The sequence below is a fragment of the Comamonas humi genome, from assembly GCF_054782535.1.
In genome coordinates this window covers 32,843-58,488 of the sequence record NZ_BAAGSH010000007.1, presented here as the reverse complement: position 1 = coordinate 58,488, position 25,646 = coordinate 32,843, and the positions used below count along the sequence as shown (strand labels likewise).

Genomic DNA, 25,646 nt, shown 5'->3' with positions numbered 1-25,646 from the left:
AAGCCGGCCGCATCTACGCTTCTCCGGGCACGTCCAGCACATAGCCCATGCCGCGCACGGTCTGGATCAGCTTGACGGGATGGCCTTCGTCGATCTTCACGCGCAGCCGGCGCATGGCGACCTCGATCACATTGGTGTCGCTGTCGAAGTTCATGTCCCAGACCTGCGAGGCGATCAGCGAGCGGGGTAGCACCTCGCCATGGCGGCGCATCAGCAGCTCCAGCAGGCCGAACTCCTTGGCGGTCAGGTCGACGCGCCGGCCGTTGCGCGATACGCGGCGGCGCAGCAGGTCGAGCTCGAGATCGGCCACCTGCAGCGTGGTGGTCTCGGTGCGGGCATGGCCGCGCCGCAGGATGATGCGCACCCGGGCCAGCAGTTCCGCGAACGAGAAGGGCTTGACCAGGTAGTCGTCGGCCCCGAGCTCCAGCCCCTTGACGCGGTCCTCGACCTGGTCCCTGGCCGTCAGGAACAGCACTGGCATTTGCAGGCCCCGGTCGCGCAGGGACTGCAGCACCTGCCAGCCGTTCAGGCCCGGCAGCATCACGTCCAGGATCACCAGGTCATAGTCGCCCTGCAGGGCCAGGTGCACGCCATCCACGCCATTGGTGACGAGGTCGCAGAGGTAGCCGGCCTCGGTGAGCCCCTGGCGCAGGTATCCGCCCGTCTTGGGCTCGTCTTCCACGATCAGGATCTTCATAGGTGCACTTCACTCCTTGCTGTGGCGAGAGTGTGCCGGCTTTGGAGCGGCGCGGCATCAAGATAATAAAACTGTAATGTTCGGCACATCTGAGCGACAGGGGCTGGGCGCCAGAATTTCTCCATCGTGACAACCGAGATGCTGGAAGAGGAGCCCATGGCCATTTTCAAACAGTTGCCGTCCTGCAAGGCCGTGTGGCCCTGGACCTTGGCGTTTTTCGTCGGAGCCGCCTTCGCGCAGGCCCCGGCGGACGCCAAGGCCCCTGCGCTGCCAACTGCACTGCAGTACACCCCTGCCATTGCTTCCTACCAGGCCTACCAGGATGAGCCGGTGCAGTCCTGGCGCGAGGCCAATGACCGCGTGGGGCAGATCGGCGGCTGGAAGGCTTATGCCAAGGAGGCGCGCGAAAAGCAGCAACCCCAGGCCAAGCCGGTCAACGACGCTGCGCCCGCCAAGGACCCGCATGCGGGCCACGACATGGGGGGCAAGCCATGATGCGCTTGCCAATCCGCTCTGCGAAGCTGGGCTTGTCTGCGCTGGCCCTGGCCGTGCTGACCGGCTGTGCCAGCGCCAGCTTGGACCAGAGCGTCAGCCGCGTCAATGATGAGGCGGCCGGTTTCACCTCGGGCCAGTTGTCGATGGCGCTCAGCCCGCAGGAGCGCGAGCAGCGTGCACAAGTGGCGCAGGAACTGCTCGCCAAACCCCTCGGGCAGAAGGATGCGGTGCAACTGGCGCTGGTGTACAGCCCGGCCATGCAGGCGCTGGTGGCCCAGGGCTGGGCCGAGTCGGCCGATGCCGCGCAGACGGGGCGCATCGCCAATCCGCTGTTCAGCTTTTCGCGCACGCTGGAGGGCAACGGGCTGGACATTGGCCGCTCCCTGTCGTTCGGCCTGCTGGACCTGCTGACCCTGCCCGCGCGCCAGGGGGCCGCCGCGCGGCGCATCGAGCAGTCGCAGCTGCGCCTGACGGCCGACGTGGTCGGCCAGGTCACCAGCGTGCGCCAGGCTTGGGTGCGGGCGGTGACGGCCGAGCAAAGCCTGCGCTACGCGAAGCAGGTCTATGCAAGCGCGGAGGCCGGCGCCGAGCTGGCCCGGCGCATGCAGGCCGTGGGCAACTTCAACCGCATCACCCGGGCGCGCGAGCAGGTGTTCTATGCCGAGGCCGCGACCAGTTTGACCGCCGCCCAGCACCAGGCGGCATCCAACCGTGAAGAGCTGGTGCGCCTGCTGGGGCTGGACGAAGCCCAGGCCCAGGCGCTGCAACTGCCCGAGCGACTGCCGGACCTGCCCAGGCAGGCGCTGGAGCCGCAGGCCGTGGCCTCCATGGCGACCCGGGCGCGGCTCGATATCCGCATGGCGCAGGCCAGTTGGGACGCGGCCGCCAAGGCCCAGGGCGTGACGGCGGTCAGCAGCCTGACCGACATCGAGCTGGGGGGTAGCCGCGGCACCAGCTTTGACCGCGACCTGGGCCGGCAGTCCAGCTCGCGTGGCTGGGACATCGGCTTGCGCCTGCCCGTCTTCGACTGGGGCGGCATGCAGCGCGACGCGATGAATGCGCGCACGCTGGCCGCGGCCAACCAGCTGGAGGCGACGGTGCGCTCGGCCGGCTCCGGCCTGCGCGAGAGCTACTCGTCCTACCGCATGAACTACGAGCTGGCGCGCCACCACCGCGACGAGGTGGTGCCGCTGCGCCAGGTGATCTCGGAGGAGAACCAACTGCTCTACAACGGCATGTTCATCAGCGTCTTCGAGCTGCTGGCCGATGCGCGCGAGCAGGTCCGGGCCGTGACGGCAGCCATCGAGGCGCAGCAGCAGTTCTGGCTGGCCGACGCCGCCCTGCAGGCGGCCGTGATCGGACGCCCCACCAACTAACACCGGCTTTGCCCCTGGCGCTGGCGCAGCAGCCGGCGTGGGGCTGAACCTTGACGCAGAGACGATGGCTATGAATTCCAGAAGAGATTTTTTCAAGTACGCCGGTATCGCCGGCGGTGCCGTGGCGGCCAGCAGCGTCAGCCGCGTGGCCATGGCGGCCTTGCCCGAGCCGGTCATCCAGACCAGCCCCGACACCATGGCACCGCTGGTGCCGAACACGGGCCGGCCCTACAACCCGGTGGTCACGCTCAATGGCTGGACCCTGCCGTGGCGCATGAACCAGGGCGTCAAGGAATTCCACCTGGTGGCCGAGCCGGTGGTGCGCGAGATGGCGCCGGGCATGAAGGCCCACCTGTGGGGCTACAACGGCCAGAGCCCCGGCCCCACGATCGAGGTGGTGGAGGGCGACCGCGTGCGCATCTTCGTCACCAACAAGCTGCCCGAGCACACCAGCGTGCATTGGCACGGCCAGCGCCTGCCCAATGGCATGGACGGCGTGTCCGGCCTGACCCAGCCCGCCATCCCGGCCGGCAAGACCTTTGTCTACGAGTTCGTGGCGCGGCGCCCGGGCACCTTCATGTACCACCCGCATGGCGACGAGATGGTGCAGATGGCCATGGGCATGATGGGCTTCTGGGTCACGCACCCCAAGGCCAAACACCCGCTGATCGACGAGGTGCAGCGCGACTTCTGCTTTCTGATGAGCAGCTACGACATCGAGCCCGGCGCGGCCACGCCCAAGATCGCGGAGATGACGGACTTCAACCTGTGGACCTGGAACAGCCGCGTCTTCCCCGGCATCGATTCGCTGAACGTGCGCCTGAACGACAAGGTGCGCGTGCGCATCGGCAACCTCACCATGACCAACCATCCGATCCACTTGCATGGCCACGAGTTTCTGGTGACCGGCACCGACGGCGGCCCCACCCCCAAGAGCGCGCGCTGGCACGAGGTGAGCACCGATGTGGCCGTGGGCCAGATGCGGCAGATCGAGTTCCTGGCCGACGAGGAGGGCGACTGGGCCTTCCACTGCCATAAGAGCCACCACACCATGAACCCGATGGGCCACGACGTGCCCACGCTCATCGGCGTGGACCACAGCGGCCTGGCCAAAAAGATCAACCAGCTCATCCCCGACTACATGGTCATGGGCGAGCGTGGCATGGCCGACATGGTCGAGATGGAGATGCCCATCCCCGACAACACCTTGCGCATGATGACGGGCGAGGGCCCGTTCGGCTCGGTGGAGATGGGCGGCATGTTCAGCATGGTCAAGGTGCGCCGCGACCAGAAGCCCGGCGACTACGCCAACCCTGGCTGGTACAAGCACCCGCCCGGCACCGTGGCCCACGAATACACCGGCCCGCTGGCCGAGCCGGCACGCTCCAGCGCCGCGGGCGCCCAGTCCATGCCGCGCGCCGGCCAGCCGGCCCGGCCTACCGAGGTGCAGGTGCGCAAGCCCGGCGCCCAAGGTGGGCATGGCGGCCATTGAGTTTTCCCTTTTCCTTTTCCACTGGAGATCAGTCATGACATTCAAGCGATCCACGATCCACAGCCTGGTGGCGGCAGCCGCATTCGCCGTGTCGGGCGCGGCCCTGGCGGCCGGCAGCCATGCGGGCGGCCACGGTCACGGCCATGGCGCGAGCGACGAGACGGCGATCGGCAAGCCCGGCGCGGCGGCCAAGGCCACGCGCACCGTCACGGTTGAGATGAGCGATACCATGCGTTTCACGCCTTCCGACATCCAGGTCAAGCAGGGCGAGACCGTGCGCCTCATCGTCAAGAACACCGGCAAGGTCAGGCATGAGCTGAGCCTGGGCACCGAGAAGGAACTGCTGGAGCACCTGGAGCAGATGAAGAAATTTCCCGACATGGAGCACGACGAGCCCGGCAAGGTCACGCTGGAGCCGGGCAAGCAGGGCGAGATCGTCTGGCAGTTCACCAAGGCGGGCGGCGTGAACTTTGCCTGCCTGATCCCCGGCCACTACGAGGCCGGCATGAAGGGCCTGGTCCAGGTCAGCAAGCGATAAGGAGATCGTGATGCACCGTTTCAAGCAATGGCTTTCCGTCGCGGCGCTGGCGCTGGGGGCGGCGCTGCCCTTGGGCAGCCTGGCCCAGACGGCCGCAGAGCCCAGCCAGGCCGCGGCCCAAACCGCCCCGCAGGCATCGTGGACCGATGGCGAAATCAAGAAGCTCGATCTGGACAATGGCAAGGCCACGATCAAGCACGGCGAGATCAAGAACCTGGACATGCCCGGCATGACCATGGTGTTCACGGCCAAGGACAAGAGCCTGCTGTCCAACCTGAAGCCGGGCGACAAGGTGCGGTTCGTGGTGGTGCAGAAAGCGGGCAAGATGGTGCTCACCGACATCCAGCCCGTGCCCTAGGTTGGTGGAGCGGCGCAGCGCCGGGCCTGCTGCGGTTGCTTCTGAATAGATAGCTGCTTGCGCTTGATGTACCTTGATTTCAATGCCAAATTATTTTGAAATCATCGCTCATCAAGCGCTAGCAGCTATTGTTTTTGAAATGGTGGGCACCGGCATTTCCAGGTGATGGATGGCCCGGAAGGCTCCCGCCCCTCAGCGCCAGTAGCTGGCAATCGTCCGGCGCACCGGGGCCAGCGCGGGGTTGCCGCGCACCCATTGGCGGATGGCGTTGCCCATCGCATGGCCGCCCGCGGCCCACAGTTCCAGTCCCTGGGGCTGCGTCCAGTCCTGCCGGGCCAGCCAGGCCAGCACCTGCGCGATGCCCTGCGGCGATTGGCCGGGGTGCTCCGCGCATAGCCAGTCCACCGAATGCGGCCCCAGCCCGTAGCCTTCAAGCGCCGCGCGCTCGGCCTGCGACTCCACCCAGCACAGCGCGTGTACCTGTCCTTGCGTGGATTCCACAATGCGCGCGGCGGCCGGCAGCGCGCAGGCATCGGCCACCAGCACCAGGCGCTGGGCCTGCGGCAGGCGCCCGCCCGCGGGACTGAGCACCGCGACCGGGTCGCCGGTCCGCGCCGACCGGGCCCATTGGGCGCCGGGCGACAGCTCGGCGCCGCCGTGCTCGCCATGCACGAGCACATCGATGTCCATGCTGCGCGCGGCCGCATCCAGCGCCCGGATGGTGTAGGTGCGGCGCGGCAAGGGCGCTGCGCCTTTGGGCCAATGCAGGCGGCCGTCGGCATCCACGGTGGGCCACGACGGGTTGGTACCCGGGTGCGGCAGCAGCATGCGCACATGCAGGCCGCCTTGCGCGAAGACGGCCGGTGCATCGGCCGGGTGCTGGGCCTGCAGGCGGATGCGGCGCATGCGCGGGCTGATCGCGGTGTTGCTGGCCACGCGCAGGATATGCAGGCCGGGGCTGTGGGCCGGCGCGGACTGCACGCCGGTAGGTTCCTCCCGCCAGTCGACGCGCCATTGCGCCGCGGCCAGCCCTGCCTCGTCGGCAAACTCCTGCAGGTGCTCGCCCAGGGACAGGCGCATCAGCTGGGCCATGCGCGCATCCGCGGCCCGCAGTTCGGCGCGGATCGCCGAGGCGCCTTCGAGTTGCAGGCTCAGGCTGCCGACCTGGTCGAGCAGGAAGCGCACCGAGCCCTCGGGCGCGATCCAGTGGGCCTGCACTTCCTCTTCCTGCAGGTGCACGGCAAACCAGCGGGTGAACACCGCCGCATCCGGCAGGCACAGATGGGCGTGCAGCACGCAGGGGTACGGGTTCTCGTTCATCGGGCCGGCACCGCCGTGGTTTGCTGAGCCCGGCGGTAGGCCGCCAGCAGCTTGAACGTGGCCAGCCAGCTGAACGCGGCCAGCGCGCAGCTCACGCCAAACAGGCCCGAAAAGCCCAGCTGCTTGGCGATGAACCCGCCGGCCATGGAGCTGAGCATGTAGCTGAAGAACTCCGCGCAGGCCAGGATGGTGAAGTCCGTACCGGGCTGGTCGCGGTTCGACACCGACATGAACAGCGCGTAGAGCACGACCATCTCCATGTAGCGCTGCAGGCTGAGTGCCACGGCCAGCACCACCAGCGGCAGGCCGGCGCCCAGCCAGTGCAGCGAGTGCAGCAGGAACAGGCCAAAGACCAGCAGGCGCATACCGCCCAGCGCCAGCAGCACCTCATCGCGGCTGCGCCTGCGCAGCCACAGCGCGGCCAGCGCGCTGCCCACCAGGCCCGCAATGGCCGCGCCCGCGCCGCCCAGCATGCCCACCTGGCTCAGCGACAGGTCGTTGTGCAGCAGGTAGCTGTTTTCCATGGAGCGCTGCATGCCTTCGCTGAGCCGGTAGAGCAGGGCCAGCGCGAGGATGGCCGCCATGCCGGGCCGCCGCAGGAAGTTGCCCAGGCTGGGCCGGGGCCGGCCGGCATCCGCGCCGGCGGGAGCGCCCGGCTCCTGCATCCACGGCAGCGCCAACAGCGGCAGCAGGCACAGCCCCGCCATGAGCAGCAGGGCAGGGCGCCAGCCCCAGTGCTCGATCAGCACCATCGACAGGCTGCCCCCGATCAGCACGCCGCCCGCCACCGAGGCCGCCTGGATGGCATTGCCCCGGCCGAGCTCGTCGCCGCGCAGTTGCTGCGTGGCATAGCCGTCGGTGGCAATGTCCTGCGTGGCCACGGACAGCGCGATCAGCAGGCCGATCGTGAGGAAGGTGGCGATGGGCGCATCGGCGCCGCTGAAGGCCAGCAGCGCGATGCCGCCGGCCGTGGCCAGCTGCGTGCACAGGATCCAGCCGCGCCGGTGGCCCCAGCGCAACGGTCGCCAGCGGTCCACCAGCGGCGCCCAGAGAAACTTGAGCACCAGCGGCAGCATCAGCACCGACAGCAGGCCCACCTGCGGCAGCGGCATGCCGGCCGCGCGCAAGGCCGCCGGCACCGCCATGATCAGCAGATAGCCGGGAATGCCCTGCGCCACGTACAGCGCCACGAGCACGGCCCAGAACCTTGGTGGGCGCATCAATAGTTCACCGCGTAGTTCAGCGTGAAGGTGCGTCCGCGCCCATAGAACGCAAAGGCCTGCGGCGAAACGGCGCCCACGCCGTACAGCGCCATGGCGCGCTGCGACCAGGTGGTGAGGTAGTTGCGGTCCAGCAGGTTCTGGACGCCGAAGTTCAGCGTGCCCACGGGCAGCTTCACGGAGCCCATCAGGTCGACGGTGGTGAAGCCGTCGATGCGCTGTCCGTTGTCGTCCTGGAGGTTGAGCTGGTGCGTGGCCTGCAGGCGCAGCTTCCACGGCGCCGGCGTCCATTGCAGGTAGGCACCGAGCTTGGACGGGCTGGCCGTCATGATGCTTTGCTTGGCCCAATCGCCGTTCTGCTTGACTTGCGAGCGCAGCCACAGCCAGTTGCCGCCGCTGCTCCACTGCGACGCGAAGGCATAGTCCAGCGAGCCTTCCAGCCCGTAGTTGCGGCGCTTTTCATCCAGCACATTGATGGTGACGTTGTTGTTCGCGTTGTTGATCTGCAGGGTCTGGTCCGACCAGGCATAGAACAGGGCCGTCTGCAGCTGCAGCGGTCCGCCGCGGGTCTTCCAGCCCCATTCGAGCTGGCGCGTCTTGATGCCCTTGAGGGGCGAGCCCGCCGGGTCGATGCCGCTCACGAGCTGCCAGTGCGAGCCGTTGAGCCGGTAGTTGCCCTGGCCGTAGTACTTGGCCGGATCGGGCAGCTCGAAGCCTTCCGAATAGCTGAGCCAGGTGCTTTGCGCCGGGCCCAGGTCGTACTTGGCGCCCAGGTTGAACAGGCTCACGTTGTAGCTGTTCTTGCCGCCCGGGATGGCATCTGCGCTGCGGCCCTGGCCGGCCAGCATGCCGAGCTGCTGGCGGTAGCCTACGAAATCGTCCACGCCCAGGCCCATGCGCTGGTAGCGCAGCCCGCCGCTCAGGGTCAGCGCGGGCTGGAGCTTCCATTCGGCCTGCGCGAACAGCGAAGTGGTGTCGACGCGGTAGCCCGGGTAGCGGCCGGTGCTGCCGATGGCTCGGTTGACCAGGCCGCCGGAGGCCAGCGCTTGCGCGGTGTCGAACACCGTGGCCGAGCCGTCGAAAGTTTCGCGGTCCCAGTCGAGGCCATAGCGCAGGCTGAGGGCGCCCCACGACTTGGCCAGCGCCGACTTGAAGCCCCAGACATCGGTGTTCTGGCGCGATGCGGTCACCACCGAGCTCGGGAACGGGGCGAAGTCCATCTTCTCGCTGCGCCAGAAGCCCTGGACATAGAGGTTCTGGTCGCCGAACACCCGTGCCGCATGGTAGTCAGCATTGAGCATGGCGCGCTCGGTTGCCGGCATGACGTCGCTGGAAAAGCCGCTGCGCTGCTCCAGCAGCTCAGGCTTGCCGCCGAGGATGCCGGCGAGGTTCAGGCCCCCATAGAGGTAGGAGCCGCCGCCGAACTTGTTCTGGTAGTACTGGCCGCTCAGCGCGAGGCTTTGCTGCGCATCGAGCTTGAGCTGCAGGTTGCCCATCAGGTCGATGCTGCGCGTGTTCTGGCTGTCGGTCTGCGCGATGTCGGTGCGCACGGGGCGGCCCTGGCCGTCGTAGAAGCTGCCGTTCTGCTGCAGCGCCAGCCCCACGCGGCCTTGCACACGGTCGTTGCCGCCGGCGATGGACTGGGCCAGGCGGTACTGGTGGTCGCGCGAGCCCTGGAAGCCCGAGGTCGCGCCCAGCTCGCTGCTGAACTGCGTGGGGGCGTCCGACGCCTTGCGGGTGACGATGTTGAGCACGCCGCCCGTGGCGCCGCCGCCATAGAGCGCGCTGGCGCCGGCGAGCACCTCGATGCGCTCGATGTTGAAGGGGTCGATCGAATCGAGCTGCCGCGCCGTGCCGCGCGAGCTGTTGAGCGATACACCGTCGACCATGACCAGCAAGGGCCGCCCACGCATGTTCTGGCCGAAGCTGCTGCGTGACTGGCCGCCCAGGTCTATGCCCGGCACGAGCTGGCCTATGGCCTCCGGCAGGCTCATGCCGGCGCTGAGCTGGGTCTTGAGCGCGTCGGCTTCGATGATCTGCGTGGTGCCCGCGAGCTCGCTGCGGATCTGCGGCGCGGCCGACGCGCTGACCTGTTGTTCGGCCAGCGTGGCCTCGGGCTCTGCGGCGCATGCCGCCACCATTCCCAGGGTCCCGGAGGCCATCACCACCCCCTCAAAAAGCCCGAATCTTCTCATTTGGATACTCACCATGAACTTGCGTAAAAACCCCGCCGAGCATACATAAACGAGAATGAGAACTCTTTTCTTTTGAGAACAATTCGCATTCATGCCACATTCCAACCCATCGTTCCTGAGCAGAGAGCAGGTGCTCGCGTCGTGGCACCACTGCATCTGGGCGCATGTGGTCAGCCCGCCGCTGTTCGAGGAATGGGTGCGGCCCTCCCTGCGGGTCCGTCACCTGCATGCCGGCCAATACCTGTGGCGCGCCGGCGAGCGGCCCACGGCCTGGGTCGGGGTGATGCGTGGCGCGGTCAAGCTCTGCGTGCCCACGGAGGACGGCCGCTCGATAGCGCTGTGCGGCTTTGCGGGCAGTTGGTTCGGCGAAGCCAGCCTGCTGCACGAAGGTGCCTGCTTCGATTGCGACGCCGTGGCGCTGCACGACCTGACCATGCTGACGCTGCCTGCCGAGGCATTCCAGCACCTGCTGCGCGAATCGCCCACGTTCAGCCGCTTCCTGTTAGGCCTCATGGCCGAGCGCAATCTGCAATTCATGCGGCTGAATACCGCCCAACAACTCCCGAATATCACCAGCCGCGTGGCGCGGTGCCTGGGAGCGTTGATCACGCCGCTGAACTTTCCGTTTCCGGACGCGGGGCAACTCAACGTCACCCAAAGCGAGCTGGCGGATTTTTGCCGCGTATCCCGCTCGCGCCTCAACGAGGCGCTGCTGGCGCTGGAGCGGGAAGGCCTGCTGGAACTGGGCTACCGGAGCGTGAGGCTCAAGGATGTGGAGCGGCTGCGCGTATATCCCAGGCCATGACAGCATGCGGTGCGCCGCCGCCAGTTGCAACACGATGTATCATCAATCCCTGGCCAGGCGCTGGGTACGCGCCTGCTGATGCATCTGGAATGCGACCTGAAGATTGACGCGGAGCACCTTGACACCATGAACGAGCCGACACCCATCCAGGTGCAGTGCGCCAGCGCAGAGATCGAAGCGGCGCTGGCGGCGTTGGGCCGCACCGAGGATGTGAGGTTCTCACCCTCGGGCAGGCGTGTGGCATTGGTGGAGTTCAAGGCCAACCTGATATGGGTGTTCGAACTGGGAGACTCCCCGCAAGAGGGTCCCGAGCGCATGCTCATCACCCAGCTCACCCGCCTGGAATCGCCCGATCTGTTGTACCCGCATGGCCTGTGCTGGCTGGACGAGGAACGCATCGTGGTGGCTAACCGCGGAGACGCCGTGGAAGTCTTTGCCATGCCACGTCCATCCGGCGAGCCCGCGGTACACCGGGTGTCGGGCCGCTCGCTGCAGACCCTGGCGCTGGGCCTGGAGGAGGGCACGTCGTCGCCGGGTTCGGTGGCCTTGCGGCCGCTGGGCCAGGGGCGGCATGAACTCATCGTCTGCCACAACTATGTCAACCTGCTGTCCCACCACATCATCGGTGGGCCCGACGCGGCCGGCCGGCATTGGTATTCGGGGCCGGCGATTTTGCTGCGCCAGCAGCTGGACATCCCCGATGGCGTGGCGCTCAGCCCCGACGGGCACTGGATCGCCATCAGCAACCACGGCACGAGCGAGGTGCTGATCTATGAAAACACCCCCGACCTGACACCGGAAAGCCCACCCGTCGGCGTGCTGCAGGGCACGCACTACCCGCACGGCCTGTGCTTCACGCCCGATAGCCGGACCCTGCTGGTGGCCGACGCGGGCCAGCCGTTTCTGCATCTGTTCCATGCGGATTCCCAGGGCTGGCGCGGGCCGCGGCCGACCAGCCAGCGCGTACAGGTGGTGGAGCGGCAGGCCTATGAGCGTGACCATGTCAACGCGGCCGAAGGCGGCCCCAAGGGGCTGGACATACGCGCCGATGGCCTGCTGGCGCTGACCTGCAAGGCACGGCCGCTGGCGTTCTGCCGGCTGCCCGAACTGGACGCTACGGTCGCCAGTGCCGCCACCTCGGACACGGTGCCCATGCCGCAGGCGCTGGTCATGGCTTTTGTGGAGCGCCACCTGAAGACCGGCCTGGCTACCGCCGAACTGCTGCAGGCCCAGCGCGAGGCGACGGTGGCGGTGCTCAAGAACAGTTGGTCGTGGCGACTGACGGCGGGCCTGCGCTGGCTGGGGAGCGTGATGGAGCGTCGGGCGCCGTGATCTGGCCTTCGTCACGGGCTGCCAATCTATCTTGTCCCCAGCCTTGAGCGCGTAGCAATCTGGGTAGAGCATCGCTTCTTCCTCGGAAGCAAAAAAGGACCTGCGCATTGCGCAGGTCCTTTGCTCATTCGCGTGATATGCGAGATGCGTCAGCGACGTCGAATGCCGGGCAGCATGAACAGGCCAAGGGCCGCCATGAACGCGGAAGCCAGCATCAAGCCCCATTGCGTGAGTGTGGGCACGGGCGTGGGTGCAGGAGCAGCCATCTTCTCGAACTTCGCCGTGGACGATTTGTTCGCGTTGATGTCCGACAACGTGCAGGAGGCATTCGCGCCAGCCGACGAACAGTCACCCGTCCAGCCGGAGAAACGATAGCCAGGATTGGGCGTTGCCGTGCAGGTGCTCGACTGGCCAGCAGTCACCGTGCCCTGCGAGCAGGACACCGTGCCGCTGCCAGCAGGGCTTGCCGGATCGACCGTGGCTGCCACCGTATAGTCGATCGCCTGGAACTTCGCCACGGAAGCCTTGTTCGCATTGATGTTCGACAGCGTGCAGGCGGCATTCGTGCCTGCCGAAGCGCAATCACCGCTCCAGCCCACAAAGCTGTAGCCCGGATTGGCGGCGGCCGTGCAGGTGCTCGACTGACCGATGGTCACCGAGGCCGGTGAGCAGGATGCCGTGCCGCTGCCGACAGGGCTGGTCGGATCGAGCGTGGCCGCAACCGTATAGTCGATCGCCTGGAACTTCGCCACGGACGACTTGTCCGCATTGATGCTCGACAGCGTGCAGGAGGCATTCGTGCCCGCCGAAGCGCAATCACCGCTCCAGCCCACGAAGCTGTAGCCAGGATTCGCGACAGCCGTGCAGGTGCTCGACTGATCGATGGTCACCGAGGCCGGTGAGCAGGACGCAGTGCCGCTACCGACAGGGCTGGTCGGGTCGACCGTGGCTGCCACGGTGTAGTCAATGGCCTGGAACTTCGCCACGGAAGCCTTGTCTGTATTGATGTTCGACAGCGTGCAGGAGGCGTTCGTGCCCGCCGAAGCGCAATCACCAGTCCATCCCACAAAGCTGTAGCCAGGATTGGCGGCAGCCGTGCAGGTGCTCGACTGACCGATGGTCACCGAACTGGGCGAGCAGGATGCAGTGCCGCTGCCCCCAGGGCTTGCCGGATCGACCGTGGCTGTGACGCTGTAGTCGATCATGGTGAAGGTGATCGGCAGGTCCAGCGGAGCGGTGATGTTGGACACCGTGCACTGGGTTGCGCTGATGGGCGTGCAGCCGTTCGGGAAGGTGAACTTCTCGCCCGGTGCCGGGGCGGCCGTGCAGGTGGTGCCGCCGCCGTCGGTTACCTGGGTTTTGTCGCAGGTGAAGGTGCTTGCACTGCCCGTGGGCTTGTTCACCGTGGTGGTGACCACATACTCGAAGCTGGCCTGCAGCACCACGTCGCTCGTCACGTTGGTGATGGCGCAACTGGCACCCGTGGCCGGATTGCACATGTCGGCGCTGCCGCTGGTCTTCGTCCAGCCGGTGAAGATGTAGCCGGGTCCCGCGGGCGTGGCCGTGCAAGAGTCCGAATCGCCGTAGTTCACCGTGGCAGCCGTGCAGCTTGCCGAGCCTGCTCCGCCGGGAGCGACCGTGGCGGTGACGCTGTAGTCGATCTTGGTGAAGGTGATCGGCACATTCAGCGGCCCGGTGATGTTGGCCACCGTACAGGTGTTGGTGCTGCCTACCTGGGTGCAGCCAGCCGGGAAGGTGAAGGTTTCACCGGGTGCCGGGCTGATCGTGCAGGTCACGGCGCCGCCGGGTGCCACCGGGTTGGGGCTGCAGGCCATGTTGCTGCTGCTGTTGGCCGGCTTCGTGATGTCGGTGGTGACCGCGTATTGGAAGTTGGCTTGCAGTACGACGTCGCTCATCACGTTGGCGATGGCGCAGCTGGCATTCGTCGCCGGATTGCACATGCTGGCGCTGCCGCTGGTTTGCGTCCAGCCGGTGAAGATATAGCCGGGCCCGGCGGGCGCGGCTGTGCAGGTTGCACCCTGGCCCTGATTCACATCCTTGCCGGGCGCAGCGCAGTCGGTGGTGCCGGCTGCAGCAGGCGAGGTGGTCGCCGACACGTGCCAGATGACACTGCCTACCGTGACCTGGCGGACGGTTTCGTCGTAGGACACCACCTGTTCGTTGATGGTGCCGGGGTTTTGCACCGCGGTGACGGTGGCCAGATTCTGCGGAGTCCCCACGGAATCAAAGCTGACGTTGACCGTGATGGGAGGATAGGCCTGGGCGGAATCGCCGCCGTCGGTGCGGGTGCAGCTCAGCGTGCTGTCAGAACAGGTCCAGCCTGCACCGCCGCTGATGGCAGGAGAGCCACTCAGGCTCACGCCAGCGGGGAGCACATCGGCCACGGTGATGGTGCCCAGGGCGGCTGAGGTGCCGACCTTGGTGACCGTCAGGGTGTAGCTGCCGGTTGTGCCCGTGGTGTACGTGGGCTGGTTCGCCGTCTTCGTGATGGTGACGAAGGTGGGCATGGCACTGGCGGTCACGCTGTTGTTGCTCGAGTCCGGATCCGCGGTGGCGGAGCTGATCGACGCACTGTTCAGGTAGGGCGTGCCGTCAGCGATCGATCCACCGGGAGCCTGGACGGTGGCTGCCAGGGTCATGGCCAGAGCGGGCGCCGCATTCACGGCGAGAGGCGTGGTCCGGGTGCAGGTGGCGGTGCGGGTGCCGGAGTTATAAGCGATGGTTCCCCAGCCAGCTGCGCAACTCGAACCGGCCGCGTTGTAGTTCAAGCCCGCGGGCAGTACGTCCGACACCACGACGTTGGCGGCAGCCGAATCAGGGCCTTGGTTGAAGGCGTTGATCGCGAAGGTCACCGTATCGCCGACCTTGATCGGGCTGCCCGAGGTCAGGAGCTTGTTCAGGCCCAGATCGGCAGAGGCCGGAGGCATGCCTGCGCTGGAGGTGTTGTTGCTCGGGTTCGGGTCCTGCGTGTCCGATTTGACGGTGGCCACATTGACCCAGTTCAGGTTCGATCCGTTATTGGTCTGCACATGGATGGTCAACGTGGCGCTTGCTCCGTTGGCCAGGTTGCCGATGGTCCAGACGCCGGTGCCCTGGTTGTACGTGCCGGTGCTCGCAACTGGCGCATTGCCGCCACCCTTGATGGTATAGCCGCTGGGCACCAGATCATTCACCACCACGTTGCTCGCGCCATCCGGCCCGCTATTGGTCACCGTGACGACGAAATCACCGTTGCCAGGGGAGCTCAGGGTGCCGGTTTTCACCACCTTCAAATCCGCTGTCGGAGGCGGCGGATTGTTGCTCACATTGATGGTGACTCCCGCCGTTGCCGAGTCGGCGTTGTAGTGGTAGCTGGAGCCGGAGTAGTCGTAGATCACGCCCTGCGCTGCGTAAGAGCTGCCGGGGGCGGCCAGGACCTTGAACACATAGGTCACGCTCACGCCGCCGCCATACTTGCCGGTACCGGAGCAGGCCAGGTTGGTGTGGTAGGCCACCGCATTGGTGTAGTCGTTGACCCAGCTGCAGCCGTCGGCATAGAGCTTGCGGGTGGCCACAGAGTCGGTGCCCGACTCGGCGGTGTAGGTGCTCTTGACGCTGAGCACCTGGAACAGGTTGGTGGGCAGGGTGAGGAACTGTTCTAGCTGCTCATAGCCCTGCGTGGCCGTCTGGCCCCGCATGGTCAGCTCGTAGATGCCGCCGGAGGTGACGGTAATGCTGCCGCCCTTGGCCACCGCCGTGGTCGAGGCCGCACCGCTGGCTTTGAAGTCATAGCCCAGGATGCTGTTGCGGTTTTGCGCGATCAGCTTTTCTACGTAGAGCTCGCGGTTGACCGGTGTGTTCGCCACTGCCGCATCGGCTGCGGTGGTGAGCGCAATGCGATAGGGCGACCTGGAATTGGTGTCGGCAAGCGTACTGAAGGCGCCCACGACCTGGTTGATCCTGACGTTGAAATACACATCCTGACAGGCATTGGCGGCCAACGCTGGAAGTGCAAGCTCGGTCACGCCATCGATCGAGAGGTCGGGTGCCAGCGATGTGGCGCGCACCGTCGTACTGTCGCGCTCCATCCACTGGAACTTGGCCTTGTACCCGGCTGGCAGCCCGCCGGCAGGCGCACAGACGCGGGCCCCTACGGGGAAGATCTCCGGCCCATTGGTGACATCGTTGCCCTGCAGGCCGATGACATTCCAGGTATTGGGAGTGATGGTCTGTGCGCCCACTGCGCCGCTGCCCGCCAGCGCAGCTGCGCCGAGGACCAAGCCCCCCGCGCCGCGCCAGAGGATTGCGGCCCGTTGGAGCCGTGGTATCCAGCCTTTCATGGCTTTCCTTTCTTGCTTAGTGAGAATTCAGGGGGTCTGCCGGAAGTCGGCTTCGGTCGCACCGTGTGAACTGCCGGCAATGAACGCCAGGCCTTGGCCAAATACGGAATGGACGGGCAAGGGCATGCCGACACTTGCAAGCACCTTGCGGCGCAGCCTCGACAGGTGTGCATCAATGCGCTGGGTGCCGCCGTCGAGGGCAGCGCCTATGCCTATGGCGCGAGCCAGATCGCGCTTGGCCACCAACCCGCCATGGGCCGCAGCCAGGTAGCCCAGGAACTCGAACTCCCTGGAAGTCAGCGCAACGGCTTGCAGATTGGGGGCAATCAGGTGATGGCTGGAGGCATCAAGCTCCCAGCATCGCGGCAAGGGCGAAGGCCTGGACTCTTTCCGAATCAGGCGGGTGTATTGCAGGTGCGCCCAAACGCCATTCACCAGTCGATTCAGATCGACTGGCTTGGTATAGCAAGGGGGGCTGGATGGCGCCCATTGGCTGGCATATGCAAAGCTGTGTTCGGCAACGACGACGATCGGCAGCCCCTCTGCGGCCAAGCGGCGTGCCAGGCGCAGTTCGTCTGCTTGCAAGGCATCGATATCAACGACAAGCAGGTCTGCCTTTTCGCGCAGGCTCTGGATGGAGAAGTCCTTGATCGAGGAGTCGCTCCATGCACTGAATCCGGATTCCCGCAAGGCGTTGCAAAGGTTTTTGCGCAACTTGGGGTCGAGTGCGACCACGGCAGTCACGCCTTTCGTGCTGATGTCTCCCTGCATGGATATACAAATCGAATGTTCTTATTTCACATTTGCTTGATTTATACATCTATATGTTACAAAAAACACATTCAATTACTCACGTTTTCCATACAATCTATTGATGTATTTGGAAAAAATATAACTAGTGTGTCTTGTCGGCGCCACAAGTCCCGTACATCGAGGAGCGAGCAATCTGCTCTTCTACAAGGAAGCTCAATGCGCTGGCCTGTGCTCAGGCTGTCGCTGACGAAATCCATGCTCCACACCGCATGGACAGCGCGCACCAGTTGTAACGGCACGAGCCCGCTCGCAAGGCGCTTGGCCTGCTGGCGTTTGCGGTCGGTAGGAATGGCTGCGTTAGGCAGCCGGTGGATCTTCTTGTGGTTTGCCCTGGGGTATTGCGGCCGCAGCAGCTCGTGGATGCGCTGACAGCCGAAGCGCGGCGCTCCATGATGCTGGCTTGCGCCATTCGAAATGCCCAGGCATGGGCATCATGGTTGCGTAGTACAGTTGCGGCCTGATCCTGCATTCAGGCCGACGCCGCTTCGCGAAGCAGGTCCGTTCAGGCGTCAGGCTGCACAGGCCAGCAGTGAGGCTGCATCATCATGAAGTTCAAGGCCAAGGTCATTCCCTCTGGCAACGCAACCGGCGTTGAGGTGCCGGGGCCAACCCTCGCGCAGCTGAATGCCGGCAGCCGCCCGCTCGTCGCCATCACGATCAACGGCCATCACTGGCGCAGCCGAGTCGCTGCCATGCGAGGGATGTACTTGATTGGCATCAGTGCCGCCAATCGCAAAGCCAGTGCAATATCTGAGGGCGATTGGGTGGAAGTCCGGCTTGAACTCGATCTTGAACCGAGAACGGTCGAGCTGCCAGAGGATGTGGCCTCTGCGCTCAACCAGCAACCGGCGTTGCGCGCAGCCTTCGAGCGCGTGCCGTTTGGCCTGCGGCGCAAGCACATTGCGGACATTGAGGCGGCCAAGGCGCCCGCAACCCGTGTGCGCCGTATCGCCAAACTCTTGAGTGAACTGGAGCAGGCCGAGCACACCAAGCACTCAGGCAGCGGTATCGCCTGAGGATTGGTGCCCACGCCATGGTCGGCCCCCCAGGCGCCAAAGTGCTCGGCGACTGGACGTTCCCCTGGAGAGGCGGCGCAGTGTTGCGCGATCCCGTCTTGCCTCGTTGGGTCGAGGGCGGCGATTCAGCCAACTGATCAGGCCAGCACGTCGCGTATCGACGCATCCTTGCCAAACTGCGCCTTGGCAAAGGGACATAGCGGCAGCACCTTAGTGCCGCTTGCGCGGGCCCAAGCCACTAGCGCATCGAGCAGCTGGTGGCCTACGCCTTCGCCACGTAGCGATTCGTCCACTTCGGTGTGGTCGATGATGACCATGGTGGCATTCGTGCGGCTGTATGTCATCTCGGCAATGCGTTGCCCGAGCTTTTCGACAAAGAATGCTCCTTTGGAATGCTCTTCCTGATGCTGGATGGGGTATTGCATGGTGGTCGGCGTATTTCGGTGTTTGTCGGGGCCTGAGATGGCGGCAGCATAGCCAACCGGATTGGTGAACACAACCCGGTGTGTTCAACGATCCGACCGCTCGACAACGACCTCGCTGACCTGGAGCACCGGCACGATGTCGGTGTAGTTGGCGATGTCGGCCAGGATCTCTGCGCGGTGCTCCTGCATGGCGGCCTGGTAGCCCGCCACCGAATCACAGATGAACGCGCACATCGCCACGAAGGCGGGCGGTGTCCCAGGCGATGTACCGGGTGCTCCGCCAACCAGGCCTTTTTCCACGGTGTAATAAGCGCAGGCACTGCCCAGCCTGGCTTTCACCATCGGCATGTGCCGGTCGCGGTAGTAGGCGTGGTCGAAGCGCGCGCCTTCGGTGTATGGGTACATCACGTTGACCTTGATCATGCGGTTCTCCTTGCCATCATCGGCATCGTCGCCCAGGGATTCTCATGACTGCCGACGCTCATGTCCATCTTGTGGTTGACAGTCCCTGAGGCTCCCGCACCGGTAGACATGCTTCGGGCGCTCATTGACAGCTTAGGCTAAGGCTTGATAGTCGCTTACCCGATTGGTTGTCGGGAAAGGGAATGCTCTCCTGGGGCGTAATGCTCTATTTTGCTACTTTATTTATAGCTGCTTGCGCTTTCCCATAGGGGATCAGCTGCCAATTTCATTGAAATCCTTGTTTCTTTATGACCTGCTCGATTTGCCTGCTATAATTCCAGCTTCGACGCTGCGGAGAGGTGGCAGAGTGGTCGAATGTACCTGACTCGAAATCAGGCGTAGGGGCGACCCTACCGAGGGTTCGAATCCCTCCCTCTCCGCCAATCAGCGTTGGAATGCGGCTGTAGCTCAGCTGGATAGAGTACTTGGCTACGAACCAAGGGGTCGTGGGTTCGATTCCTGCCAGCCGCACCAAACGTCAAGCCTCAGAGTAGAAATGCTCTGAGGCTTTTTCGTTTTTCTTGCAAGAGAAATCCGTTGAAAGCCGGAGTTCAGCCCGCACTGCTTTGAGGGTAGATGTCTACCATGCAGGGCAGATTCAACCGGTCGTTGCAGCAGATGCGCTGAATATCTCCACGGGGTATGGAGGCCGAGCGTCTTGCGCGGTCTCCCATTCAATGGTCCTGCGACAGCGTTGAGCTGGTACTGCGACAGTTTGCTTGATACGCCAGCAGATGGAGTTGTTCGTGCAGCGCTACAACGCCGATGCCAGTCCATTCCAGTGGGGTGCCGCGGCCGATTCGATTCTGCAGAAAATCGAACGGCTTGCGAAACGCATTTCTGCGACAGGACACTAGGCCGCCGATGCGGCGTTCTGCAGAACCCTGTCGAGAATCTGCTTCTCCAGCGCCGCGAACGCGGCATCGCCCTGCGACCGGGGGCGAGGCAGGTCGATGGCTACATCCAGCGCGATGCGGCCGGCCTCGATCAGCACGACGCGGTCGGCCAGCGCCACGGCTTCCTGCACGTCGTGCGTGACTAGCAGCGCGGTGAAGCGGTGGCGCTGCCACAGTTGCTCGATGAGCCGGTGCATCTCGATGCGGGTGAGTGCGTCGAGCGCGCCCAGCGGCTCGTCGAGCAGCAGCAGGCGGGGCTGGTGCACCAGCGCGCGGGCCAGGGCCACGCGCTGGCGCTGGCCGCCGGACAGGCGGGCGGGCCATTCATCGGCGCGCTCGGCCAGGCCCACCTGGGCCAGCATGTCCATTCCCAGCCTGTCGCGGCTGTGTTCCTGATGGCTTTCGGGCAGGCCCAGCGTCACATTGCCGAGCACGCTCTTCCAGGGCAGCAGGCGCGCTTCCTGGAACATGATGCGCGTGTCGGCATGCAGGCCGTGGATCTCCTGGCCGTCGACCGCCAGGCTGCCGGACGAGGCCTGCTCCAGCCCGGCGACCAGCCGCAGCAGCGTGCTCTTGCCGCAGCCGCTGCGGCCGACGATGGCGATGAATTCGCCGGGGGTTATCTGCAGCTGCAACTGCCGCAGGACTTCGCGCGGGCCGTATTGCTTGGTGAGCTGGCGTGCCTGCAGGGCAACGCCGGTAGGGATGCGTTCAGGGGCATTCATGGGGGCTCCTCATTGGTAGCCGGGGTGCCAGCGCAGCCACCAGCGTTCCAGGCCGCGTGCCGACAGGTCGGCCAGCTTGCCCAGCAGGGCATACAGCAGGATGCCGACGAGGACCACGTCGGTCTGCAGGAACTCGCGGGCGTTCATCGTCAGGTAGCCGATGCCCGATTGCGCCGAGATGGTTTCGGCGACGATCAGGATCACCCACATCAGCCCCAGCGAGAAGCGCAGCCCGACCAGGATGGACGGCAGCGCGCCGGGCAGGATCACCTGCAGGTACAGCTGCCGGCGCGTGAGGCCGTAGGTGCGGCCCATCTCGATGAGCTGCGGATCGACGCCACGGATGCCGTGGAAGGTGTTGAGGTAGATCGGGAAGAACACCGACACGGCGATCAGGAACAGCTTGGCCGACTCGTCGATGCCGAACCACAGGATCACCAGCGGAATCAGCGCCAGGGCCGGGATGTTGCGCACCATCTGGATGGACGAATCGAGCAGCGTCTCGAAGAAGCGGATGGAGCCGGTCAGCAGGCCCAGCAGTAGCCCCAGGCCGCCGCCTATCGCCAGCCCCGCCAGCGCGCGCCAGGCGCTGATCTTCACATGCGTCCACAGCTCGCCCGAGAGGGCGAGCTGCCAGGCGGCGCGCACCACGTCCAGCGGCGCGGGCAGCACGCGGGTGGACAGCCAGCCCAGCGACGAGGCCGCCTGCCACAGCACGGCCAGGGCCAGGGGGACGAGCCACGGCACCAGCCAGGGCAGCAGCCCGGAGGCCCAGCGGCGCAGCTCGCGCAGTGCGCCGGGAGCGGTGATGGCCCGCGCCGGCACGGAAGGTAGGGATTGGACTTGTTGGGTCATTGCGCATGCTCCACCAGCCGCGAAGGCGCATCCACGTTCGCCACCACCTCGCCCAGCGGGCCGCTCAGCCCGGTGAGCGCGCCGGCGCCCAGCTGCTGGCGCACGCGGCGCGGCAGCAGCGGGAACACCAGCTCCGCGAAGCGGTGCGCTTCCTCGAGGTGCGGGTAGCCCGAGAAGATGAAGGCGCCGATGCCCAGGTCGGCATACTCCCGGATGCGGTCGGCCACCTGCTGCGGGCTGCCCACCAGCGCCGTGCCCGCGCCGCTGCGCACCAGGCCCACGCCGGCCCACAGGTTGGGGCTGATCTCCAGGGCCTGGCGGCTGCGGCTGGTGCCCTTGGCATGCAGCGCGGCCATGCGGCGCTGGCCTTCAGAATCCATGTGCGCAAAGGCCTGCTGCGCGCGCTGCACTGTGGCGTCGTCCACGCGGCTGATGAGCGCGTCGGCCGCGCGCCAGGCTTCCTCTTCGGTTTCGCGCACGATCACATGCAGACGGATGCCGAACTCGACCTGGCGGCCCAGCGCGGCGGCGCGCTGGCGCACGTCATGGATCTTCTGCGCCACGGCGGCGGGCGGCTCGCCCCAGCTCAGGTAGCGCTCGGTCTGTTCGGCGGCCAGCGCGTGCGCCGCCTCGGACGAGCCGCCGAACCACACTGGCGGATGGGGCCGCTGCACCGGCGGGAACAGCAGCTTGGCGCCCTGGACCTGCAGGTGCTTGCCGTCGTAGTCGAAGGACTGGCCGCGGTGGCTGTGCGCCAGGATCTCGCGCCAGATGCGGATGAACTCCTCCGACTGCTCGTAGCGCGCCGCGTGGTCGAGGAACACGCCGTCGCCCTCCAGCTCGCTGCGGTCGCCGCCGGTGACCAGGTTGACCAGCAGCCGCCCGCCCGAGAGCCGGTCGAACGTGGCCGCCATGCGCGCCGCCAGCGCGGGCTGATGCAGGCCGGGCCGCACGGCGACGAGGAACTTCAGCTGCCGGGTCGCGCCGATCAGGCTCGAGGCGACCACCCAGGGGTCTTCGCACGAGCGGCCCGTGGGGATCAGCACGCCTTCGTAGCCCAGCGCGTCGGCCGCGCCGGCGATCTGCTGCAGATAGGCCAGGTCCACGGTGCGTGCGCCCTCGGCGCTGCCGAGGTAGCGGCTGTCGCCGTGCGTGGGGAGGAACCAGAACACCTGGATGGTCATGATGGAAAGCCTTTTTTTGCGAGGGGGCGGGATCAGGCGATGCCGGCCGCGGCAGCGTCCAGCACGTTGATCTTTCGGGGGATCAGCTTGAGCGCGAGGAAGGTGTCCGCCACCTGCTGCTGCTCGGCCAGCACCGCGCGGGTGATGGCGCTGGCGCCAAACTGCGTGCGGCGGGTGGCCAGGTCCAGCACCGGCTGGGGCAGGCCCAGCAGCCTGGCGAGTTCGGCGGCATAGGCATCGCGGTTGCCCTGGCCCCATTGCTCGACCTTGTCGATCTCCTCGACCAGCACGCGGATCACGTCGGCGTTGCGGCTGGCGTAGTTCAGCGACGAGAAGTAGTAGGCCCGGTTGTTCACCACGCCCGTGGCGTCGGCCAGCACGCGCGCGCCCAGCGTGTGCTCGGCGGCGGCGAGGAAGGGGTCCCAGATCACCCAGGCGTCCACGGAGCCTTTCTCGAAGGCGGCGCGCGCATCGGCGGGCGGCAGGTAGACCAGCTGCAGGTCGCCGTAGGCCAGGCCGTTCTTCTCGGCCAGCCTGGCGATGAAGTAGTGGACATTGCTGCCCTTGTTGAGCGCGATGCGCTTGCCCTTGAGCTCGGCCACCGAGCGGATGGCCGAACCCTGCGGCACCAGCACGGCCTCCGACCGGGGGCGCGCCACCGTCGCCGCCACATAGGCCAGCGGCGCGCCGGCGGCCTGCGCAAAGATGGGCGGGGCCTCGCCCACGTCGCCGAAGTCGATCGAGCCCACGTTCAGCGCCTCGAGCTGCACCGGCCCGGCGGTGAACTCGGTCCAGCTCAGCTTCACGCCCAGCGGAGCCAGGCGCTGCTCCAGCGTGCCCCGGCCCTTGAGCAGGCTGAGCACGCCTTTCTGGTTGCCGATGCGCAGCTCGCGCTTGGCGCCTTGCGCGAAGGCCGGGGCGCCGAGCAGCGCGGGCAGGGCCGCGGCCGTGCTCTGCAGCAGGCGCCGGCGCGAGAGGGTGGGGGTGGATGTCGGTGCAGTCATGCGCAGTCCTCGGTGCAATAGGTTGTTTTTCGGAAATCAGGCGGGATTCAGGGAAGGCGCTGGCCAACACGGCGATGGCTGCGCATGGGCCGGGCCGGCGAACAGCGTGATGGCGGCGACCAGCAGCAGCGCCGCGGCCACCGCGGCCAGGTCGCGCAGCCACTGCCGGCGGCGGGCCGGGGCGGCCTTGCTCACGAGGCCGCCTCCTTCAGCCGCTGCACGCCGCGCACGTCGAAGGCGCCGCCGGTCTGCGCGCGGCTGGTGGTGACGCTGCCCTTGCCCAGCAGCGGGAAGACCAGCTCGGCAAAGCGGATGGACTCCTCCAGGTGCGGGTAGCCCGACAGCACGAAGGTGTCCGCGCCCAGGTCGGCGTATTCCTGCAGGCGCGCCGCCACGGTGGCCGCATCGCCCACCAGCGCCGTGCCCGCGCCGCCGCGCACCAGGCCCACGCCGGCCCACAGGTTCGGCGCCACTTCCAGCCGGTCGCGCCGCCCGCCGTGCAGCGCGGCCATGCGCGCCTGGCCCACCGAATCCATGCGGGCGTAGTTCTGCTGCGCCTTGGCGATGTCCTCGTCGCTGAGCTTGCTGATGAGGCGCTCGGCCTCGGCCCAGGCCTCGTCGTTGGTCTCGCGCACGATGACGTGCAGGCGCACGCCCAGCCGCAGCGTGCGGCCCTGGGCGGCGGCGCGGCGGCGGATGTCGGCGAACTTCTCGGCCACGGCCGCGGGCGGCTCGCCCCAGCTCAGGTAGCCGTCGATGTGCCGGGCCGCCAGGTCGTGGGCCGCGTCGGACGAGCCGCCGAAATACAGCGGCGGGTAGGGCTGCTGCACCGGCGGGAAGAAGTTGCGGCCCTGCCGCACCTGGAAATGCCTGCCGTCGAAATCCACCGTCTCGCCGGACAGCAGGCGGCGCCAGATGGTGAGGAACTCGTCGGCGTAGGCGTAGCGCTCGTCATGCGCCAGGTGCACGCCGTCGGCGGCCAGTTCGGTCGCGTCGCCACCGGGCACCACATTGAGCAGCAGCCGGCCCCGCAGCGCCTGGTCGAGCGTGGCTGCCTGGCGCGCGCTCGATACCGGCGCGCCCAGCGAGGTGCGCAGCGCCACCAGCAGCTTGATGCGCTGGGTGACGGGCACCAGGCTCGAGGCCACGACCCATGGATCGAGGCAGGAGCTGCCGGTGGGGATCAGCAGGCCGTCGTAGCCCAGGTTCTCGCTGGTGGTGGCAATGCTGCGCAGGTAGTCGATGGTGGGCGCGCGGCCGAAGTCGGAGCTGCCCAGGTAGCGCGTATCGCCCGAGGTGGGCAGGAACCAGAAGATGTCCGGCGTGGAAGCGGTGGTCGTCATCGTGCAGGCGTCCTCGTCGGTTTCAGGCGGCCACGGCCAGCGGGCGGATGGTGTCCTGCTGCGCCAGCCGCTGCCGCACGCCCTGCAGCACCGGCGTGGCGAGCTGCACGGCCAGGTCGATGTGCTGGCGCAGCGCATCGCTGACGACCTCGCCGTTGTCGATGTCCTGCGGCGTGGCGTACACGCCGATGGGCAGGGTCAGCGCCGAGAAGAATCCGAACAGCGGGCGCAGCTGATGGTCGAGCACCAGCGAGTGGCGCGCGCTGCCGCCGGTGGCCGCCAGCAACACCGGCGTGCCGTGCAGCGCATGCTGGCCGACCAGGTCGAACAGGTGCTTGAGCAGGCCGGGCAGGCTGGCGCGGAACACCGGCGAGCCGACCACCAGGAAGTCCGCCTGCTCGATGGCCTGCACCGCCTGCAGGCCCTTGGGCGAAAGCGCGTCCTGCGACAGCGCGGCGCCCACATCGGGCAGCAGGTCCACCAGGTCGATGGTCTGCACCTTCAGCGGCAGCTGCTCGGCGAGGCGCTCGTGCAACGCGTCGAGCAGGACGCGGGTGCGCGAAGGTCGACTCAGGCTGCCGTTGACGATGACGGTTTGGAGAATGCGGCTCATGGCGTGGCTTTCAGCGGTGGTGTGGATGCGACCGATTACAAGCACTGCGCGGCAAATGGGGAACGAAAGAAAGCGCATGTGCTTATGCGGTTTGCGCGATTGGCTATCAAAAAAAGGAGCGGCTGGCGCTTGCTGTATGGGC

General features: G+C 66.6%; 23 protein-coding genes and 2 tRNA genes. 10 read left to right on the top strand and 15 right to left on the bottom strand.

The features are described 5' to 3' along the window. Positions 1–13: 13 nt before the first annotated feature. Positions 14–697 carry a response regulator transcription factor gene (locus ACYVKR_RS07390; protein WP_460480169.1) on the bottom strand — a complete coding sequence of 228 codons (684 nt, stop codon included), beginning with the start codon at positions 695–697 and terminating at the stop codon, positions 14–16. A gap of 156 nt (positions 698–853) precedes the next feature. Between ACYVKR_RS07390 and ACYVKR_RS07385 the strand changes: the two genes are divergently transcribed. From ACYVKR_RS07385 to ACYVKR_RS07365, 5 genes are all read left to right on the top strand, one after another. Further along, on the top strand, positions 854–1,192 hold the full coding sequence (locus ACYVKR_RS07385; RefSeq protein WP_460480168.1) for a hypothetical protein: 339 nt from the start codon (positions 854–856) through the stop codon (positions 1,190–1,192). Continuing rightward, positions 1,189–2,568: a TolC family protein gene (locus ACYVKR_RS07380; protein WP_460480167.1), complete on the top strand. Its 1,380-nt coding sequence runs from the start codon at positions 1,189–1,191 to the stop codon at positions 2,566–2,568. The genes ACYVKR_RS07385 and ACYVKR_RS07380 overlap by 4 nt, the downstream gene beginning before the upstream one ends. A gap of 70 nt (positions 2,569–2,638) precedes the next feature. After that, positions 2,639–4,060, top strand: coding sequence for a multicopper oxidase family protein (locus ACYVKR_RS07375; RefSeq protein WP_460480166.1), 1,422 nt, complete (start codon positions 2,639–2,641; stop codon positions 4,058–4,060). Positions 4,061–4,094: 34 nt separating this feature from the next. Further along, a complete protein-coding gene (locus tag ACYVKR_RS07370; RefSeq protein WP_460480165.1) occupies positions 4,095–4,598 on the top strand; it encodes a cupredoxin domain-containing protein in 504 nt (167 codons plus the stop codon). A gap of 10 nt (positions 4,599–4,608) precedes the next feature. Further along, the gene (locus tag ACYVKR_RS07365; protein ID WP_460480164.1) at positions 4,609–4,956 is read left to right on the top strand and encodes a copper-binding protein; all 348 of its coding nucleotides are present in this window, start codon (positions 4,609–4,611) and stop codon (positions 4,954–4,956) included. Between the two features lie 192 nt (positions 4,957–5,148). Here the strand turns inward: ACYVKR_RS07365 and ACYVKR_RS07360 are convergent, their stop codons facing one another. From ACYVKR_RS07360 to ACYVKR_RS07350, 3 genes are read right to left on the bottom strand one after another with little or no spacing between them, the layout of a single operon-like run. After that, positions 5,149–6,276 (bottom strand): siderophore-interacting protein, encoded by a 1,128-nt coding sequence (locus ACYVKR_RS07360; RefSeq protein ID WP_460480163.1) that lies wholly within the window; start codon positions 6,274–6,276, stop codon positions 5,149–5,151. Continuing rightward, on the bottom strand, positions 6,273–7,496 hold the full coding sequence (locus ACYVKR_RS07355) for an MFS transporter (RefSeq protein ID WP_460480162.1): 1,224 nt from the start codon (positions 7,494–7,496) through the stop codon (positions 6,273–6,275). Before ACYVKR_RS07355 ends, ACYVKR_RS07360 begins: the two co-directional genes overlap by 4 nt. Next, complete coding sequence (locus tag ACYVKR_RS07350; RefSeq protein ID WP_460480161.1) at positions 7,496–9,658, bottom strand: TonB-dependent receptor; 2,163 nt, start codon at positions 9,656–9,658, stop codon at positions 7,496–7,498. Before ACYVKR_RS07350 ends, ACYVKR_RS07355 begins: the two co-directional genes overlap by 1 nt. A gap of 124 nt (positions 9,659–9,782) precedes the next feature. Here ACYVKR_RS07350 and ACYVKR_RS07345 point away from each other — a divergent pair, with 124 nt between their 5' ends. Both ACYVKR_RS07345 and ACYVKR_RS07340 read left to right on the top strand, forming a co-directional pair. After that, on the top strand, positions 9,783–10,496 hold the full coding sequence (locus tag ACYVKR_RS07345) for a Crp/Fnr family transcriptional regulator (protein ID WP_460480160.1): 714 nt from the start codon (positions 9,783–9,785) through the stop codon (positions 10,494–10,496). Positions 10,497–10,622: 126 nt separating this feature from the next. Beyond that, positions 10,623–11,828 (top strand): hypothetical protein, encoded by a 1,206-nt coding sequence (locus ACYVKR_RS07340; protein ID WP_460480159.1) that lies wholly within the window; start codon positions 10,623–10,625, stop codon positions 11,826–11,828. A 149-nt stretch (positions 11,829–11,977) separates the two neighbouring features. Here the strand turns inward: ACYVKR_RS07340 and ACYVKR_RS07335 are convergent, their stop codons facing one another. Beyond that, the gene (locus ACYVKR_RS07335) at positions 11,978–16,168 is read right to left on the bottom strand and encodes an InlB B-repeat-containing protein (RefSeq protein ID WP_460480158.1); all 4,191 of its coding nucleotides are present in this window, start codon (positions 16,166–16,168) and stop codon (positions 11,978–11,980) included. 27 nt (positions 16,169–16,195) lie between these two features. Next, the gene (locus tag ACYVKR_RS07330) at positions 16,196–16,939 is read right to left on the bottom strand and encodes a winged helix-turn-helix domain-containing protein (protein WP_460480157.1); all 744 of its coding nucleotides are present in this window, start codon (positions 16,937–16,939) and stop codon (positions 16,196–16,198) included. Between the two features lie 587 nt (positions 16,940–17,526). On the opposite strand from ACYVKR_RS07330, the gene ACYVKR_RS07325 reads away from it, so the two are divergent. Next, positions 17,527–17,997 carry a YdeI/OmpD-associated family protein gene (locus ACYVKR_RS07325; protein ID WP_460480156.1) on the top strand — a complete coding sequence of 157 codons (471 nt, stop codon included), beginning with the start codon at positions 17,527–17,529 and terminating at the stop codon, positions 17,995–17,997. A gap of 137 nt (positions 17,998–18,134) precedes the next feature. Here ACYVKR_RS07325 and ACYVKR_RS07320 read toward each other — a convergent pair whose 3' ends face one another. Then, complete coding sequence (locus ACYVKR_RS07320; RefSeq protein WP_460480155.1) at positions 18,135–18,494, bottom strand: GNAT family N-acetyltransferase; 360 nt, start codon at positions 18,492–18,494, stop codon at positions 18,135–18,137. Between the two features lie 12 nt (positions 18,495–18,506). Continuing rightward, on the bottom strand, positions 18,507–18,845 hold the full coding sequence (locus tag ACYVKR_RS07315) for an EthD domain-containing protein (protein WP_460480154.1): 339 nt from the start codon (positions 18,843–18,845) through the stop codon (positions 18,507–18,509). 332 nt (positions 18,846–19,177) lie between these two features. On the opposite strand from ACYVKR_RS07315, the gene ACYVKR_RS07310 reads away from it, so the two are divergent. Both ACYVKR_RS07310 and ACYVKR_RS07305 read left to right on the top strand, forming a co-directional pair. Next, positions 19,178–19,267: transfer RNA gene (locus ACYVKR_RS07310), tRNA-Ser, on the top strand. Between the two features lie 14 nt (positions 19,268–19,281). Further along, positions 19,282–19,358 (top strand) — tRNA-Arg (locus ACYVKR_RS07305). A 379-nt stretch (positions 19,359–19,737) separates the two neighbouring features. On the opposite strand, the gene ACYVKR_RS07300 is transcribed toward ACYVKR_RS07305, so the two are convergent. Genes ACYVKR_RS07300 through msuE form a run of 7 tightly spaced genes read right to left on the bottom strand, consistent with a single transcriptional unit; the run spans position 19,738 to position 25,504 of the window. Beyond that, positions 19,738–20,505 carry a P-loop NTPase family protein gene (locus ACYVKR_RS07300; protein WP_460480153.1) on the bottom strand — a complete coding sequence of 256 codons (768 nt, stop codon included), beginning with the start codon at positions 20,503–20,505 and terminating at the stop codon, positions 19,738–19,740. 9 nt (positions 20,506–20,514) lie between these two features. Then, positions 20,515–21,360: an ABC transporter permease gene (gene ssuC / locus ACYVKR_RS07295; RefSeq protein WP_460480152.1), complete on the bottom strand. Its 846-nt coding sequence runs from the start codon at positions 21,358–21,360 to the stop codon at positions 20,515–20,517. Further along, complete coding sequence (gene ssuD, locus ACYVKR_RS07290; RefSeq protein WP_460480669.1) at positions 21,357–22,538, bottom strand: FMNH2-dependent alkanesulfonate monooxygenase; 1,182 nt, start codon at positions 22,536–22,538, stop codon at positions 21,357–21,359. The genes ssuC and ssuD (ACYVKR_RS07290) overlap by 4 nt, the downstream gene beginning before the upstream one ends. A 38-nt stretch (positions 22,539–22,576) precedes the next feature. Then, entirely contained in the window at positions 22,577–23,548 is a 972-nt protein-coding gene (locus ACYVKR_RS07285; protein WP_460480151.1) for a sulfonate ABC transporter substrate-binding protein, read from the bottom strand. Between the two features lie 36 nt (positions 23,549–23,584). Continuing rightward, positions 23,585–23,743: a hypothetical protein gene (locus ACYVKR_RS07280; protein ID WP_460480150.1), complete on the bottom strand. Its 159-nt coding sequence runs from the start codon at positions 23,741–23,743 to the stop codon at positions 23,585–23,587. Next, positions 23,740–24,891 carry an FMNH2-dependent alkanesulfonate monooxygenase gene (gene ssuD, locus ACYVKR_RS07275; RefSeq protein WP_460480149.1) on the bottom strand — a complete coding sequence of 384 codons (1,152 nt, stop codon included), beginning with the start codon at positions 24,889–24,891 and terminating at the stop codon, positions 23,740–23,742. Before ssuD (ACYVKR_RS07275) ends, ACYVKR_RS07280 begins: the two co-directional genes overlap by 4 nt. A gap of 22 nt (positions 24,892–24,913) precedes the next feature. Continuing rightward, positions 24,914–25,504: an NADPH-dependent FMN reductase family protein gene (gene msuE, locus ACYVKR_RS07270; RefSeq protein ID WP_460480148.1), complete on the bottom strand. Its 591-nt coding sequence runs from the start codon at positions 25,502–25,504 to the stop codon at positions 24,914–24,916. Between the last annotated feature and the right edge of the window lie 142 nt (positions 25,505–25,646).